At 65.1% G+C, this 13,507-nt stretch carries 16 protein-coding genes; 11 read left to right on the top strand and 5 right to left on the bottom strand.

Annotated features, from left to right (window positions below; genetic code table 11):
* Positions 1–21: 21 nt before the first annotated feature.
* Positions 22–1,161: an MFS transporter gene (locus CEY05_RS11915; RefSeq protein ID WP_088601130.1), complete on the bottom strand. Its 1,140-nt coding sequence runs from the start codon at positions 1,159–1,161 to the stop codon at positions 22–24.
* Positions 1,162–1,299: 138 nt separating this feature from the next.
* On the opposite strand from CEY05_RS11915, the gene CEY05_RS11910 reads away from it, so the two are divergent.
* From CEY05_RS11910 to CEY05_RS30925, 9 genes are all read left to right on the top strand, one after another.
* A complete protein-coding gene (locus CEY05_RS11910; protein ID WP_088601003.1) occupies positions 1,300–2,238 on the top strand; it encodes a LysR substrate-binding domain-containing protein in 939 nt (312 codons plus the stop codon).
* 127 nt (positions 2,239–2,365) lie between these two features.
* Positions 2,366–3,337, top strand: a complete 972-nt coding sequence (locus CEY05_RS11905) for a tripartite tricarboxylate transporter substrate binding protein (protein ID WP_198952742.1) — start codon at positions 2,366–2,368, stop codon at positions 3,335–3,337.
* Positions 3,338–3,341: 4 nt separating this feature from the next.
* Entirely contained in the window at positions 3,342–4,130 is a 789-nt protein-coding gene (locus CEY05_RS11900) for a GntR family transcriptional regulator (RefSeq protein WP_088601005.1), read from the top strand.
* Positions 4,131–4,146: 16 nt separating this feature from the next.
* Complete coding sequence (locus tag CEY05_RS11895; RefSeq protein WP_088601006.1) at positions 4,147–5,418, top strand: 3-isopropylmalate dehydratase large subunit; 1,272 nt, start codon at positions 4,147–4,149, stop codon at positions 5,416–5,418.
* Positions 5,419–5,431: 13 nt separating this feature from the next.
* A complete protein-coding gene (locus CEY05_RS11890) occupies positions 5,432–5,941 on the top strand; it encodes a 3-isopropylmalate dehydratase (protein ID WP_088601007.1) in 510 nt (169 codons plus the stop codon).
* 132 nt (positions 5,942–6,073) lie between these two features.
* Positions 6,074–6,937 carry an oxaloacetate decarboxylase gene (locus tag CEY05_RS11885; protein ID WP_088601008.1) on the top strand — a complete coding sequence of 288 codons (864 nt, stop codon included), beginning with the start codon at positions 6,074–6,076 and terminating at the stop codon, positions 6,935–6,937.
* 334 nt (positions 6,938–7,271) lie between these two features.
* Entirely contained in the window at positions 7,272–8,099 is an 828-nt protein-coding gene (locus tag CEY05_RS11880; RefSeq protein ID WP_088607523.1) for a hypothetical protein, read from the top strand.
* Positions 8,096–9,106 carry a hypothetical protein gene (locus CEY05_RS11875; protein ID WP_088601010.1) on the top strand — a complete coding sequence of 337 codons (1,011 nt, stop codon included), beginning with the start codon at positions 8,096–8,098 and terminating at the stop codon, positions 9,104–9,106. Before CEY05_RS11880 ends, CEY05_RS11875 begins: the two co-directional genes overlap by 4 nt.
* A 112-nt stretch (positions 9,107–9,218) precedes the next feature.
* On the top strand, positions 9,219–9,419 hold the full coding sequence (locus CEY05_RS30925; RefSeq protein WP_143220401.1) for a hypothetical protein: 201 nt from the start codon (positions 9,219–9,221) through the stop codon (positions 9,417–9,419).
* Between the two features lie 71 nt (positions 9,420–9,490).
* Here CEY05_RS30925 and CEY05_RS11870 read toward each other — a convergent pair whose 3' ends face one another.
* On the bottom strand, positions 9,491–9,931 hold the full coding sequence (locus CEY05_RS11870; RefSeq protein ID WP_088601011.1) for a low affinity iron permease family protein: 441 nt from the start codon (positions 9,929–9,931) through the stop codon (positions 9,491–9,493).
* Between the two features lie 157 nt (positions 9,932–10,088).
* On the bottom strand, positions 10,089–11,186 hold the full coding sequence (locus CEY05_RS11865; RefSeq protein WP_088601012.1) for a DUF748 domain-containing protein: 1,098 nt from the start codon (positions 11,184–11,186) through the stop codon (positions 10,089–10,091).
* A 266-nt stretch (positions 11,187–11,452) separates the two neighbouring features.
* On the opposite strand from CEY05_RS11865, the gene CEY05_RS11860 reads away from it, so the two are divergent.
* Entirely contained in the window at positions 11,453–11,707 is a 255-nt protein-coding gene (locus CEY05_RS11860; RefSeq protein ID WP_088601013.1) for a hypothetical protein, read from the top strand.
* A gap of 125 nt (positions 11,708–11,832) precedes the next feature.
* Here the strand turns inward: CEY05_RS11860 and CEY05_RS11855 are convergent, their stop codons facing one another.
* Complete coding sequence (locus tag CEY05_RS11855) at positions 11,833–12,075, bottom strand: hypothetical protein (protein ID WP_088601014.1); 243 nt, start codon at positions 12,073–12,075, stop codon at positions 11,833–11,835.
* A 266-nt stretch (positions 12,076–12,341) separates the two neighbouring features.
* Between CEY05_RS11855 and CEY05_RS11850 the strand changes: the two genes are divergently transcribed.
* Positions 12,342–12,620, top strand: a complete 279-nt coding sequence (locus CEY05_RS11850) for a hypothetical protein (protein ID WP_088601015.1) — start codon at positions 12,342–12,344, stop codon at positions 12,618–12,620.
* A gap of 7 nt (positions 12,621–12,627) precedes the next feature.
* Here the strand turns inward: CEY05_RS11850 and CEY05_RS11845 are convergent, their stop codons facing one another.
* On the bottom strand, positions 12,628–13,488 hold the full coding sequence (locus CEY05_RS11845) for a neutral zinc metallopeptidase (RefSeq protein ID WP_198952741.1): 861 nt from the start codon (positions 13,486–13,488) through the stop codon (positions 12,628–12,630).
* Positions 13,489–13,507: the final 19 nt, after the last annotated feature.

The raw sequence follows: 13,507 nt of genomic DNA, 5'->3' as shown, positions 1-13,507 counted from the left end.
GGATCCTGCGCCGGCCCAGTGCTAGGCCGCCGGCCGCCGCACGCAGGCCAGCGCGGCCAGGGCCAGCAGGATGGCGGGGACGGTGTAGATCCACACGGGCGCCACGAGCGGCAGCACCAGGCCGGCCAGCAAAGGCCCGGTGCCCGCGCCGATATCGCGCCACACGGAACGCGCCGCCAGCGCCTGCACGCGGCCCGGTCCCGGGGTGCGCATGGCGACGATGGGCGGCAACAGGGGCAGTTGCAAGGCGCGCAGCACCACGATGGCGGCGGCGCAGCTCCATATCCAGCCCGCGCCGAAACCCACCAGCACCACCGCCGTCAACAGCGACAGGCTCACCAGCAGGCGTTCGGCGCCGTAGCGTTCGGCCATGCGGCCGCCGATGGGGCTGAGCACGATCTCGCCCAGGTAGCGCAGTGCCAGCACCGCGCCGGCCACGATGACCGAACCGGCAGGCATCAGATCCTTGCCCAGGTAGGACAGCCCGATGATGAACAGGCCATCCAGGGTGAAGCCTTCCAGGAATGACCAGGTATCCAGGCTGCCGGGCAGGCGCAGGCGGCGTGGCGTCGAAGGGACGGGGTGCGGGTGGGCAGGCAGGTGACGCGCGGCCGCCACGCCAGCCAGCGCCGCCAGCGTCAGGACGAAGAAGATCACGCGCGGCCCCCACATATCGGCGCACCATGCCCCCAGTGGCAGCGCGACCACGGGTCCGATGGCGATGATGGCGCGCGAGCGGCCGTTGCGCCGCGCCGATCCGCGAGGATCGGCCGTGGCCATCGCCTGCGTCGACAGGTTCAGCGCCGCGAAGGCCAGCCCCCACAGCAGGCGCAGCGGCACCAGCGCCCAGAAGCCGGACAGGGTGGCATAGCCCAGCGCGCTGATCGTCGCCGCCAGCGCCGCCAACATGCAGGTCGGACGGTCGCCGTGCCGTGCATAGAAGCGCGCCACCCAGCCATACCCGGCGATGCGCACCAGGCGGTTCGCCGCCAGCAGCATGCCGGCTTGCGCCAGCGTCACGTCGAATTGCGCCGCGTACATCGGCAGCAGCAGGTACAGCACGGTGTCGCCAGGCAACGTCAGCGCCAGCGTCGCGGCGGCGCGGCGCGAATTGGCGTTGATGGTGGCGTCCCTGGCGGCCTCCGTGCTTGCCCCCGCCATGGCCTTTGCGGCGGACTCGCCGGGGGCGGCGCGGGTGCCGGTATCGGGGGATGCGTCGGGAACCGCTGCGGTGTTTTTCATGATGGCCGCCATGGTGCGCATATTTCACCGCGATGACAAACGAGAATCGTGCGGATCATGAGTGATAAAATCTCACGCATGGCTGCCCAACTCCCTCTGAATGCCGTGCGTGCTTTCCTGGCGGCGGCGCGTCGCCAGAGTTTCACCCTGGCCGCCGTCGACCTGCACGTGACGCATGGCGCCATCAGCCGGCAGGTCAAGACGCTGGAAGACTTCCTGGGCGTGGCGCTGTTCGAGCGACGTGTGCGGCTAGTACGCCTGACGGCGGCTGGCCAGCAGTTCCTGGCGGAGGCCGGCCCGGCCCTGGACCAGGTTACGGCAGCGGCACGCGAAGTCATGGCACAGGCCGCGGGCAGGACCGTGCGGATCAATGTGCGGCCTACCTTCGCGGTACGTTGGCTGATTCCACGCCTGTCGGATTTCGTCGCGCAATATCCTGGCATCGAGCCGCGGATACTCACCAGCATTGCACCGCTGAATGTCCCCGCCGCGCCCACTGCCACGGACGCGTCTTACGACATCGCCATCCGGCGCGGCCTGGAGCACTGGCCTGACACGCTGGACATGCATCCCTTTCTGGAAGACGAAGCCCTGCTGGTGGGCGCGCCGCGCCTGATGCGTGGCATCGACGCACCGGCTGCCCTGGCATCGCTCACGCTTTTGCTGGCGAAGACCCGCAGGACGGATTGGGACGACTGGAAGAGGCATCTCGGCATCCGGCGCTTGCGGCCCAAGGCGCAGATCCTGTTCGACCATTCCCACTTCGTGCTGCAGGCCGCCATCGACGGACTGGGCTTTACCATCGCCCCGGTGTCCCTGCTGGCCAACGATCTGGCCGAAGGCCGGCTGGCCTGTCCGCTGCCCGATTTGCGCCTGCCCATGGGCCGGTACTACTACGGCATGAATCCCTCGGCCAGCAGCGAAGCGCATCTCTTCAGCCGCTGGCTGGACAGCCAGGCGCGCATCTTCGCCGTTCCTTTATCCCTGCCAGGATAGGAAGCTGCCGCGCTGAAGAAGTTGCCACGTAATACGGCACATATGAATGGCTCGCCTTGGAAAACCCGCGCTTGTACAGGTCCGCCTCTAGTTGTATGCTTATCAGTACAACTATACAGGAGACACCATGGCAATCCCTCGCCGTGTCCTCATGCTCGCGGCCGCCACGGCCATCGTGGCAACACTTTCCCCGCTCACCACCGTCCAGGCCCAGGGCCAACCGATCCGGCTCGTCGTCGGCGCGCCGCCCGGAGGCACCACGGATACCGTCGCCCGCAGCATCGGCGCCAAGATGTCCAAGGAACTCGGCCGCAGTGTGATCATCGAGAACCGCCCGGGCGCCGGCGGCAACATCGCCGCCGACTACGTCGCCAAGAGCGCCGCGGACGGCAATACGCTGCTGGTCAGCTTCACCAGCTTCTCGATCAATGCCACCCTGTACAAGAACCTGCCCTTCGATCCGCGCAAGGACTTCACGCCGATCAGCATGCTGGCCTCCGTGCCCAGCGTACTGGTGGTGCGCAAGGACTTCCCCGCCAGCGACATGGCCGGCCTGATCCAGGAGGCCAAGGCCCATCCTGGCAAGTTCACCATGGCGCTGGGCGGCATCGGTTCCTCCCTGCACATGGCGGGTGAGCGCATGAAGCTGATGGCCGGCCTGGACATCGTCAACGTGCCCTACAAGGGCACCACCCCGGCCATCACCGACCTGCTCGGCGGCCAGGTGGACATGATGTTCGCCAGCACGCTGAACGCGCTGCCCCACATCAAGGCGGGTAATCTGAAGGCGCTGGGTGTGACCAGCAACAAGCCGCTGGCCGTGCTGCCCAATGTGCCGCCGATCGGCAGCGCCATCAAGGGCTTCGAATCCAATGCCTGGTTCGCCATGTTCGGCCCGGCCAAGCTGCCGCCGGAAACATTGGAAAAGCTCAACGCCGCCGCACGCAAGGCCGTCGCCGATCCGGACTTCCAGCGCCTGCTGGAACAGGAATCGGCCCAGGCCATGAGCAGCACGCCGGAAGGCTTGAAGCAGTTCGTCAGCGAGGACATCGACCGCTACGCTGAAGTGGTCAAGGCCTCCGGCGCCACACCGGACTAAGACGATGGGTGACGGCGCCAGTCCGCTTCCGCTTTATCACAAGGTCTATCTGCTGCTGCGCCAGCGGCTGCTCGATGGCGACTTCGGTGACGAAGCGCTGCCCGGTGAACATGCGCTGGCGGAAACCTACGGCGTATCGCGCCTGACGGTGCGGCGCGCCATGGATACGCTGGCGGCGGACGGCCTGGTGTCACGGCGGCAAGGGCGCGGCACCTTCGCGCAGGCGCCGGCCGAGATGGCCACGCCGCAGCAGGGCGCCAGCGTCGATGCCCTGATGATGCATCTTTCCCGCATGGGCATGCATACGCAGGTCAAGCTGCTGGAACTGGCGGTCGAGCCGGCGTCCCCCGCGGTGGCGGGCCGCCTGGAGGTGCCCGTGGGCGCGCCGGTGCATCGTTCCGTGCGGGTGCGCAGCTATGAGGACGCGGTGTTCTCCTATCTGCAGACTTATGTGCCGGACGCCATCGGCAAGCGGATCTCGCGCAAGGCGCTGGGCAGCAAGCCGTTGTTGCAGATCTTTGGCGACCTGGGCATACGCGTCATGGGCGCGGAGCAGACGGTGACCGCCGTCATGGCCGATCCGGACAGCGCGCAGGCCCTGCAAGTGCCTGTTGCGTCCGCCTTGCTGAATATCCGCCGACTGGTGCGCGATACCAGCGGCCGTCCGGTTGAATACCTGGACGCCCGCTACCGGCCCGATCGTTTCGAATATCGCCTGGACATGCAGGCGCATGAAACGTCGGGCACTCCCGTCTGGTTGCCGGCGGCTCCCGCCGGTGCCAGGCGTCACTGATTTCGAGAGGCTCACCATGCCTGCACAGACTCTTGCCCAGAAACTGTTGGCGGCCGCCAGCGGCCGCGACGCCGTCGTTCCGGGCGACATCCTGACCTGCCGCGTCGACCTGGCGATGTTCCATGATTCCAGTGGTCCGCGCCGCCTGAAGCCCATGCTCGAAGCCTTGGGCACGGGCATCTGGGACCGCGAGAAAGTCGTTCTGGTCATGGACCACTACGTGCCCGAGGCCGACGACGAGTCGCGCCGCATCGTGCGTATCGCCCGCGAGTGGGCGGTGGAACAGTCCCTGCCGCATGTCTACGACAGCATCGGCATCTGCCACGTGGTGGTACCTGAACACGGCCATATCCGGCCCGGCATGCTGTGCGTGGGGGGCGACTCGCATTCACCCACCGGCGGCGCTTTCGGCGCCTATATGTTCGGCGTCGGTAGTACCGAGATGCTGGGCGTGGTCGCCACCGGCGAGATCTGGGTGCAGGTACCGCGCACCATGATGATGTGCTGGAACAATGCCTTGACGCCGGGTGTGACGGCCAAGGACATGATGCTGCACATGATCGGCCGCTTCGGCATGAACGGCGGCAATTACCAGGCGGTGGAATTCTGCGGCGATGCCGTGCGTGCCCTGTCGATGCAGGAACGCATGACGTTGTCGAACATGTCGGCGGAAATCGGTTCCCAGGTTGGCCTGGTGGCGCCCGACGAGAAAACCGTGGCGTACCTGGCGCAGGCGGGCGTCGCGGATGCCGCCGCCATCGATATCGACCATTGGCAATCCGACCCGGATGCGACGGCGGAGCGCTACGACTTCGACGCCGCCACGCTGGCGCCCCATGTGGCGGCGCCGCACAGCCCGGCCAATTCGCGGCCGATCGGCGACTACGAGCCTGTTCCCATGCAGGTGGCCTATATCGGCGCCTGTACGGGCGCCAAGCTGGAAGACCTGCGCGCCGCCGCGCAGGTGCTGAAGGGCCGGCGCGTAGCGGCCGGCGTGACGCTGATGGTGGCGCCCGCCAGCGCGCAGGCGCAACAGCAGGCGGCGCAAGAAGGCACCATGGAGATCCTGATGCAGGCAGGCGCGCAGCTGCTGCCCAATTCCTGTGGCGCCTGTTCGGGCTACGGCGGCTCCATTCCAGAAGGGGCCAATGTGGTGGCTTCCACTGCACGTAATTTCCAGGGCCGCATGGGCGCGCGCACGGCGCAGGTCTATCTGGCTTCCCCTTACACGGTGGCCGCTGCCGCCGTCGCCGGCCGCCTGGCGGATCCGCGCGACATGCTGGCTTGACAGGAGGACAGCGATGAATTCCCACCGAGTATGGCGCTTGGGCGCCGACGTCGATACCGATCAACTGGCGCCTGGCGCCTACATGAAATTCAGCATCGAGGAAATCGCGCAACATTGCCTGGAGCGCGTGCGGCCCGAGTTTGCCGCCCAAGTGCGGCCCGGCGATGTGCTGGTGGCGGGGCCCGGCTTCGGCATCGGTTCGTCGCGCGAGCAGGCCGCGGCCGCGCTGGTGACGTTGGGCATCAGCGCGGTGATCGCGCCCAACTACAGCGGCTTGTATTTCCGCAACGCCTTCAATGTCGGCTTGATGCTGTTGACCTGCCCGCAGGCCGAGATCCTGGCCGAGGGTGAGCACATCGGGCTGGACCTGGAAGGCGGCCGCGTGTTGCGCGACGACGGTACGGCGCTGGCCTGTGCACCGATCCCCGATTTCCTGCGCGACATGGTGCAGGCCGGCGGCCTGTTGCCGCAGCTCAAGCGCCGTCTTGCCGACGGCAGCCTGAAGGCGAATCCCATGCGTTGATGTTGTGACGGCCTCGGGGTGAAAGCCCGGGGTGAAAGCCCGGGGTAAAAGCCCTGAACAGGCCGAATATTTCCTGATGATCATTTCCGCCGGGTGTGATGCCGGCGCTTCCCATCCGACTGATACGAGGACATGATGCCGAATACCCTCAAACAGAAAATCTCCAGTGGCCACTGCGTTCTGGCCCCGGGCATCTACGATGCCTTTTCCGCCTTGATCGCCGAGCAGGCCGGTTTCGACGCCTTGTATTTGTCGGGCGCGTCCATCGCCTATACCCGTCTGGGCCGGTCCGATGTGGGCCTGACGACCTATAGCGAAGTCGAGCAGACCCTGGCGCGCATTACCGAGCGAGTGCAGACGCCCGTGATCGTCGATGGCGATACCGGGTTCGGCAATGCGCTGAACACCCAGCGTACCGTGCGCGGTTTCGAACGGGCCGGCGCGGCGATGATCCAGCTGGAGGACCAGGGCTTTCCCAAGCGCTGCGGTCATCTGGCCGGCAAGAGCGTGGTGCCGGTACGGGAAATGTGCGGCAAGCTGAAGGCGGCCCTGGATGCACGCCATAGCGCCGATACGCTGATCCTGGCGCGCACCGACGCGGTGGCCGTGGAGGGCCTGGAAGCGGCCCTGGACCGGGCGGAACAGTACCGTGAATGCGGTGTGGACGCCGTGTTCGTCGAGGCCCTGCGTACCGACGAACAGATGGCAGCTGCTTGCAGCCGCTTCAAGGGCAAGGTGCCGCTGCTGGCCAATATGGTCGAAGGCGGCCTGACGCCGGTCAAGAGCGCCCAGGAACTGGGTGCCAAGGGCTTTTCCATCGTCATCTTCCCGGGCGGCACCGCACGCGCCGTTTCATTCATGCTGCAGCGCTACTACGGCAGCCTGCGCGAACACGGCAGCACCGCGCCCTGGCGCGACTCGATGCTGGACTTCGACCAGCTCAATGCCTTGATCGGTACGCCCGAATTGTTGGAGAACGGTAAGAAATACGAGTAGGCAGCGCTGCCGGACGCCTCAGGCTTCTTTCCCGGACGCCGAGATGGTCGGTCATTACCTGGGCACCCCGCCGGGTGCCCAGGTAATTAACCTGCCCCACGTTGTGCTTTGGGCCTGCGGCCCAAAGCGCCTTCTTCTTGTGTCAGGCCTGTGCGACGTCGCGCCCTTTTGGGCGCGTTTTTTTTTGCCCTGCTCCGCAATTAAAGGGAACCTTGCAGAAGAATCCGCAACCGACTCAGATATTTTGCTTTCGCAATGGAGGGGAGTCTGGTGGGAAATTCGATCGATACTTGCTTGTGGCGGACACGCGGCAAAGCCTTGGCGGGAAATGTTCATGGGTAACTCCCTTTCCTGTTTCTCCGGCGAGCGATCGCGCTCGGTTAGCCAAGCCGCGAGCCAAGCCGCCGAGCCTGCCGCGGATCCGCGCCGCCCCGCCGGGTCCAGCGCCGGCTTCGCCGCCGGCGTCAGCACCGGCTTTACCGTCACCGCCGGCACCTCGCGCGCCCGCATGCATCCTTCCCACGAAGCCGTCTCGCGCAAGCGTTCGTCCATCGACAGTGCGATGGATACCGCTTCCTTGCTGTACTGCTCGCCAGGACCGGACGAAACGGTGTGCTATTCGGTTCTGGATGGCTACTACGCCCCCCGCCACAAGGGGGCGGGCTATCTGGCCTATTCCATGGAAAGCGACCTGGGCTATGCGGATTGGCTGCTCGTCCCGGATGACAGCCATGCGCCATCCCTGACGCCCAGCACGCTATGCCAACTTATGTTGGTGATGCAGGGCAAGCGCCGTGATGAAGGACTCGATTTCCTGAAAAGATATGACATCGTGGGCGCACCGCCGCTCCCCGCGAAATCCTTGCAGCCCGTGTCCTGGGCGGACCAGTTCCAGGCAATCCGCGCGACACTCGACGAGCACGCGAGCATCGTCCTGCAGGGCGACGAGAAAGCGCTGATGATTTCCCTGGCCGGCGTCGGCCATGAGCATGGCCCAGATGGCATCACCGTCATGGACCCGTCGACCGGTCAATGCCTGGCCGTGTTCAGTACGGCGTTGGCCGACGTGATCCAGCAGCACTTGCAGCCCTCGACGGATTACCTGGTCCATTACCTGCCCCGTTCCAGCGGCATGAACATCGGCTATCTGGAGGACGAATGACCCGTATGTCCTGCGATGCCGGTCTGCGTGGCTGCTACGTCTATGACCACATCATCATGAGCTCCCCCACCGACCTGTCTGCCACCTGCACAGGCCGCATGGTCAAGGCCGAAGCCGAAGCCGGAGGCCGCGAAGGCAGTGCCGCCGCGGCAGGAAGTGAGTTTCGCGCGGAGCTCGTCGCCCGGCAGGAAACCGCTGCCGCGCCCGTGTCCTCGGGGCCCCGTTCAGGTAGCACGCAGACCTCCGAGGACGTGTTGAACGTCCCCGAGCAAATCGCGGAGTTCGACGCGGGGCTGCGACGCAAGCTGGATGACATCGTGGTTCGCTGTCGCACCAAGGCCGTGGATCGTGTCGACCTGGCTGCCTATTTCCTGCTGGTGAAGGATGAATGCAAGGCCCAGGCGCGCGTCGATGCCATCAAGGAATACCTGCTCACCGCCGGCATCGACGAAGCGCAGGTGCATGTCAAGGTCAAGCAGGTAAGGAAGCTGCGCGAACACGGCATGGGCCTGGCTCTGCGATTCGGGGTCGAAGTGTCGCTCACTTATGCGCACTGCGATTCGGGCAGCCCAGGAATCGGCGTGGCGCAGCCGTTCACCATGCGCCTGGAGGATGTGCCCTTGTCGCGCAAGGACTTTTCCCCGGGGCTCGTGCGCACCCTGGATGACCTGGCCAGGAGCATACGGGCGTGCGACATGACGCGCGTGGAAATCAATTCGCAATACCTCATGTTCGAAGAGATGGGAGTGCCACGTGCACATGAGGTCAGCGCCTACCTGGTTGGCCGCGGTGTTTCGGCGGATGTGGTGAAGGTATCGGAGCGGGCATCATTGCGATACCGCGCGCGCAACGCGGTGATGGGTACAGGCCATGCCGTCTTCATCGATGTGCGACGCGTACCCGCAGTGCAATCGGCGTCGTTCGTGGAGCCGCTGCCGGCCCGCTCCCGGTCGCGCGCCAGTTGGGAGGCGTCGCAAGAGAGGATGGCACCCGTCCCGGTTGTCTGAGCGGTCAGGGCGGGGCATGCAAGTTGCGGTCCAGTGAAATCAACTCGAGTTCACGTGGCGCTCATTTACCTTGAGCGCACTTGTTCCAGCAGTCGTCAAAAGGAGATCTGCCATGAAACCTGCCGACACCCGCACCCCGGGTCTGCCCGAGAATCCGGATATTCCCGTTCCCCACACCCCGGATCCCACCACGCCGCCTGGATTGCCCGATGTCGGTCTTCCGCCGGACGTGCCTCCCGCCGGTGAGAAGCCCAAATCCCCGCCTTTACCCACTCCGGGTCCGGCGGTTCCCGATGCCGGCTGGGTGGCCTGACACTGATGCGCCGCGCTTCGATCCGTACGATCGAGGCGCCCTGATCGCGCTTGCCGGGCGTCCAGCCCACTTCATTCATTCTCACCATCGCCCGCGCCGCGTTGCTGCATCTCGCGGCGATGCGCGCGGGCACGTTGCGCCAGCCGCCGATAGCGGTCGGCCATCTCATCGAGCTCATGGTCGTCAAGTTCTTCGATGTCGACCAGGCGATTGTCCGCTTCCACGATTGCGCAAAGCAATTCGTCCAGCTTCAGGTGCACGGCATGGCTGTCCTTGTTCTGGCTTTGCTGGATCAGAAACACCATGAGGAAGGTGACGATGGTCGTGCCGGTGTTGATCACCAACTGCCACGTTTCCGAGTAGCCGAAGACGGGGCCCGTCACGGCCCAGACCACCACCATTCCGAACGCGATGCCGAACGCCAGTGGTGATCCCGTCCATGATGTGACCTTGGCGGCGAAGCGCTCGAACAGCGCATGCACGCCCGACGCATGGCCAGGGCGCAAGCCCATGCGCCGCCGGGAAGGCGGCACCTGGTGCTGTGGCTGCTGCCGGGCCTGCCCGGGCGCGGTGGGCAGCTCTCGATTCGAGGAGGGAGAACGTGGCGTGGTCATGGTCCAGATCCGAAGCCGAAGACGGCTGCACGGACGCAAGACCTGTGCCGCCTGCTTACTTCTTCAGCAGTCCGTCCAAGGCGTCGCCCAGGCCCTTCACGGCGTCGCCGACGCCGCCCGCCACGCCTTCGACGCTGACCCCCAGTACCTTGGCGAAGCCGGCGGTGACGCGCATGGCCAGGCTTTCGTCCATGGAAAACTTCGGATCATGCAGGTTGCCGGCAAGCGAGAAGTCGAAGCTGACCTTGCCCTTGTGGTCTTCCATCGCGGCCAATACCGCCTTGCGCGGCAGTGCCAGCAAGGGCGCGTCGCCGTCAGCGAATTTCAGGTCGGTGAGCGTGATGTGGCCCTGCGCGTGCAACTGGTCCTTCTGTACCTGGGTGCGCATGTCCAGATCCATCAGCCCGCCCGCCAGCGCCGCCGGGGACCGGCGCTGCAGATAGGGCGCGACCAGGGCCACATCGACGCTGCGCAGGCGTACCTGAATGTCGGCATCGTGGCTGGGCAAGGCCACCCAGCCCTCCAGTTCCATCTTCCCGCGCCGGTTCTTGCCCACCATCTGCCCCTGCGCATGCAGTTGCGTGTGTTGATCCGAGGCGGGCTGGCGCACCGGGCCGATGTCGGCATTCAACTCGTCCAGGGGCACCTTGTAGGGCGGGGTGGCGACCGCGGCATCGTAGAAATCCAGGTGCCCGTTGCGCAATTCCAGTTTGTCGATGTTCACCGCGCGGCGGCGCGCCGTGCCGTCGCCATCCTTGTCCGTTCCCGACGCTTCCTCATCGCGATGCTCGCGCAAGGTCGGCAGATAGCGGATGGCGCCATTGCGTGGGCGCAGCAGGGTCAGGTAGTAATCGCTGACGGTGATGCGTTCCAGCGAAATTTCGTCGGACAGCAGTGAGCGCCACTGCGGGATCACCACGACGCGGGCCGCGCGCAGGGTCTGGCGCGCGGGCCAGTCCGGCGGCGCGCCGATCTCGACATTCTCCAGGACGATTTCGTCCAGGCCGACGTGGATCTGCTCGGCATGGCCCTGGTCGCCCAGCACGTCATTGATACGGCCCACGACCATATGGGTGGCCAGGGCAGCGCCCAGCGCGACAAGGGCGGCCACGACCACGAGAGTGAGCAGGGTGATCTTGACGGGCTTGGTCATGGATTGCTTATCCTTCTACTTGTACATACGCTGTGTTGCTCGCCGTGCCAGCCAAAGCTTGGCACGACAACGCTGCGCCGCCAAGCCCGTCGGAAGTTGCAGTCCGTCCAGCGTGCTCAGGGCCCGGATACCGCCATGTTAGGATGCGCGGGCTCGCCGGCCGCGCGTTCAGTCCCGGAGCGGTTTCCAAGGGATGCGCCGTCTTTATTACGCTTCCCGACGCTCGCCGTTGCCGCCGGCATTTGCATCGATTAGCGAGGAAAATCATGGATACCGATGAAAAACTGGCCTTGGTCGCACAGACCATCGCCCACCAAGGTGGTCAGATCAGTGCGCTGGCCAGCGCCTTGCTGTGCACCCTGCATGTCGCGCGCGGCACCCCTGGACTGAGCGAGGCCATTGAAGCCCGCCTGACCCAGAACCATGCCAATTTGCAAGCCAGTTCGGAAAGCCCGCAGTACCTGGCGGGCTTCACGGGCATGGCGGAGCAGATCGCCGCGGCATTGAAGCAAGGTGCTTGACCTCGTCAGTCACTGATGCGCCGGCGGCTCTGTTCAACAACCGGGCCGCCTGGCGCCACCTGCGATGAACAGGAACTGCCAGGGGCCGCTGACGTTGAACAGCGGCCCCTGGCTTTTATGTGCTCTTAGTGCGGTTTCACAGCCTGATTGGCGCCTTCACCCGGCAGGATCGCGTCGAGAATCGAATCGCCGAACGCCTCGCCCAGGCCCATCGCGCGCCGGCCGGCAGGGGTTACGGCCAGGCCTTTCATGCCCGGCTGGCGTGACAGCAGCCCGCGCTCCAGCAGGAGCTCCGTGTGCGGGTTGTCCGCGAACGCGTCGCCGCTGTGGATGGCCTTGAGTACGTTGAGTTGTTCTTTAGTCAGCATATGGATTCTCCGTGCCGGCCGTGGCCATGGAACAACGTGACCATGCGTGTCCACCCACGTACCTGTTTTTATCAACAGGATGCTCAGCAATTCTCATGCCTGAGTTAATTCCCATAGGCATTTCCATGCGACCCCATAAAGTTGAGGCTGGAGTTAGCGCGTACGGGTAATTCCTATTTAACCTTTAGTCATTTCAGCGTTACAAAATATTCCGCGAATTGTCACGACACACGGCTATTCTCCCTATAAATGAGAGGGGTCCTGTAGTGCACCAAAATCATCACGTCTATAAAGGTTTCCGCCTGACCGCCAAGGTCGCGCGTGGTTTGCAGAGCACTGGCAAGATCGATAAGTCATCCAGCGCGCCCATCTTCACGGCTGTCGTGGAGGTCGTTCCCGCTTCGCTGCAGCAGGACGCCGATACGTATCCGATTCCCTGCTTCGTCGACGGTGGTTTCGTCTACAGCCCGGCCGAGGCCGTGCACGCAGCGGTATCGCACGGCCGCGAGATCGTCGACGCCTTGACGGGTTTCCCGGCGCGCTAAGCTGTCGTCACAGCTGGGTGGCGCCGAACGTATCGCACTGCTTGATGTCGCCCGACTGCAGCCCGCGCTTGAACCAGCGCACCCGCTGCGCCGACGTGCCGTGGGTGAAGGTGTCCGGCACCACGTAGCCCTGGCTGCGTTTCTGCAGGCGATCGTCACCAATGGCGCTGGCGGCATTCAAGGCCTGCTCCACGTCACCCTGTTCCAGGATGTGGCGCGCGGCGTCGGCGTGATTGGCCCAGAGGCCGGCAAAGCAGTCCGCCTGCAGTTCAAGGCGGACCGATAGCGCATTGGCCTGTGAGGGGTTTTGCCGCCGCAACTGATCGACCCGGCCGGAAATCCCCAGCAGATGCTGCACGTGATGGCCGACTTCATGAGCGATGACATAAGCCTGGGCAAATTCGCCGGGCGCCTGGAAACGCTGCTTCATCTCGTCGAAGAAGGACATGTCCAGGTAGACCTTGCTGTCGCCGGGGCAGTAGAAGGGCCCCATGGCGGACTGGCCGGTACCGCAGGCGGTGGGCGTGGCGCCGGTATACAGCACCAGTTTGGGATCGGTGTAGGGCATGTTGCCGAACTGCTTGAACAGTTGGGTCCAGGTATCCTCCGTCTCGCCCAGTACCTTGGCGACGAAGCGCGCCCGACTGTCGTCAGCCGGTGGCGTACGCGCCGGCGCCTGCTGCTGTTGCTGGGTCGGCGCGCCGCCGCCCGCCAATTCCATGACGATGCGAGGGTCGACGCCAAAGTACATCGCCACCAGGGCCAGCACGATGGTGCCTATGCCTATGGTGCCGCGTCCGCCTATCATCGGGCCGGAGCCGCGGCGGTCTTCCACATTGTCGCTTTCGCGGGAATCGTCCAGGCGCATGAGTCATCTCCTTCTGGCA

Origin of the sequence: Achromobacter sp. HZ34 (assembly GCF_002209485.1) — a bacterium.
Taxonomy (GTDB): Bacteria; Pseudomonadota; Gammaproteobacteria; order Burkholderiales; family Burkholderiaceae_B; genus Bordetella_C.
This window is presented reverse-complemented; position numbering and strand designations above follow the sequence as displayed.

Bases quoted from the DNA above. Each gene is read 5' to 3' on its own strand.
- CEY05_RS11915 (WP_088601130.1), bottom strand. From the start codon at position 1,161: ATGGCGGGGGCAAGCACGGAGGCCGCCAGGGACGCCACCATCAACGCC.
- CEY05_RS11910 (WP_088601003.1), top strand. From the start codon at position 1,300: ATGAGTGATAAAATCTCACGCATGGCTGCCCAACTCCCTCTGAATGCC.
- CEY05_RS11905 (WP_198952742.1), top strand. From the start codon at position 2,366: ATGGCAATCCCTCGCCGTGTCCTCATGCTCGCGGCCGCCACGGCCATC.
- CEY05_RS11900 (WP_088601005.1), top strand. From the start codon at position 3,342: ATGGGTGACGGCGCCAGTCCGCTTCCGCTTTATCACAAGGTCTATCTG.
- CEY05_RS11895 (WP_088601006.1), top strand. From the start codon at position 4,147: ATGCCTGCACAGACTCTTGCCCAGAAACTGTTGGCGGCCGCCAGCGGC.
- CEY05_RS11890 (WP_088601007.1), top strand. From the start codon at position 5,432: ATGAATTCCCACCGAGTATGGCGCTTGGGCGCCGACGTCGATACCGAT.
- CEY05_RS11885 (WP_088601008.1), top strand. From the start codon at position 6,074: ATGATGCCGAATACCCTCAAACAGAAAATCTCCAGTGGCCACTGCGTT.
- CEY05_RS11880 (WP_088607523.1), top strand. From the start codon at position 7,272: ATGGGTAACTCCCTTTCCTGTTTCTCCGGCGAGCGATCGCGCTCGGTT.
- CEY05_RS11875 (WP_088601010.1), top strand. From the start codon at position 8,096: ATGACCCGTATGTCCTGCGATGCCGGTCTGCGTGGCTGCTACGTCTAT.
- CEY05_RS30925 (WP_143220401.1), top strand. From the start codon at position 9,219: ATGAAACCTGCCGACACCCGCACCCCGGGTCTGCCCGAGAATCCGGAT.
- CEY05_RS11870 (WP_088601011.1), bottom strand. From the start codon at position 9,931: ATGGGCTTGCGCCCTGGCCATGCGTCGGGCGTGCATGCGCTGTTCGAG.
- CEY05_RS11865 (WP_088601012.1), bottom strand. From the start codon at position 11,186: ATGACCAAGCCCGTCAAGATCACCCTGCTCACTCTCGTGGTCGTGGCC.
- CEY05_RS11860 (WP_088601013.1), top strand. From the start codon at position 11,453: ATGGATACCGATGAAAAACTGGCCTTGGTCGCACAGACCATCGCCCAC.
- CEY05_RS11855 (WP_088601014.1), bottom strand. From the start codon at position 12,075: ATGCTGACTAAAGAACAACTCAACGTACTCAAGGCCATCCACAGCGGC.
- CEY05_RS11845 (WP_198952741.1), bottom strand. From the start codon at position 13,488: ATGCGCCTGGACGATTCCCGCGAAAGCGACAATGTGGAAGACCGCCGC.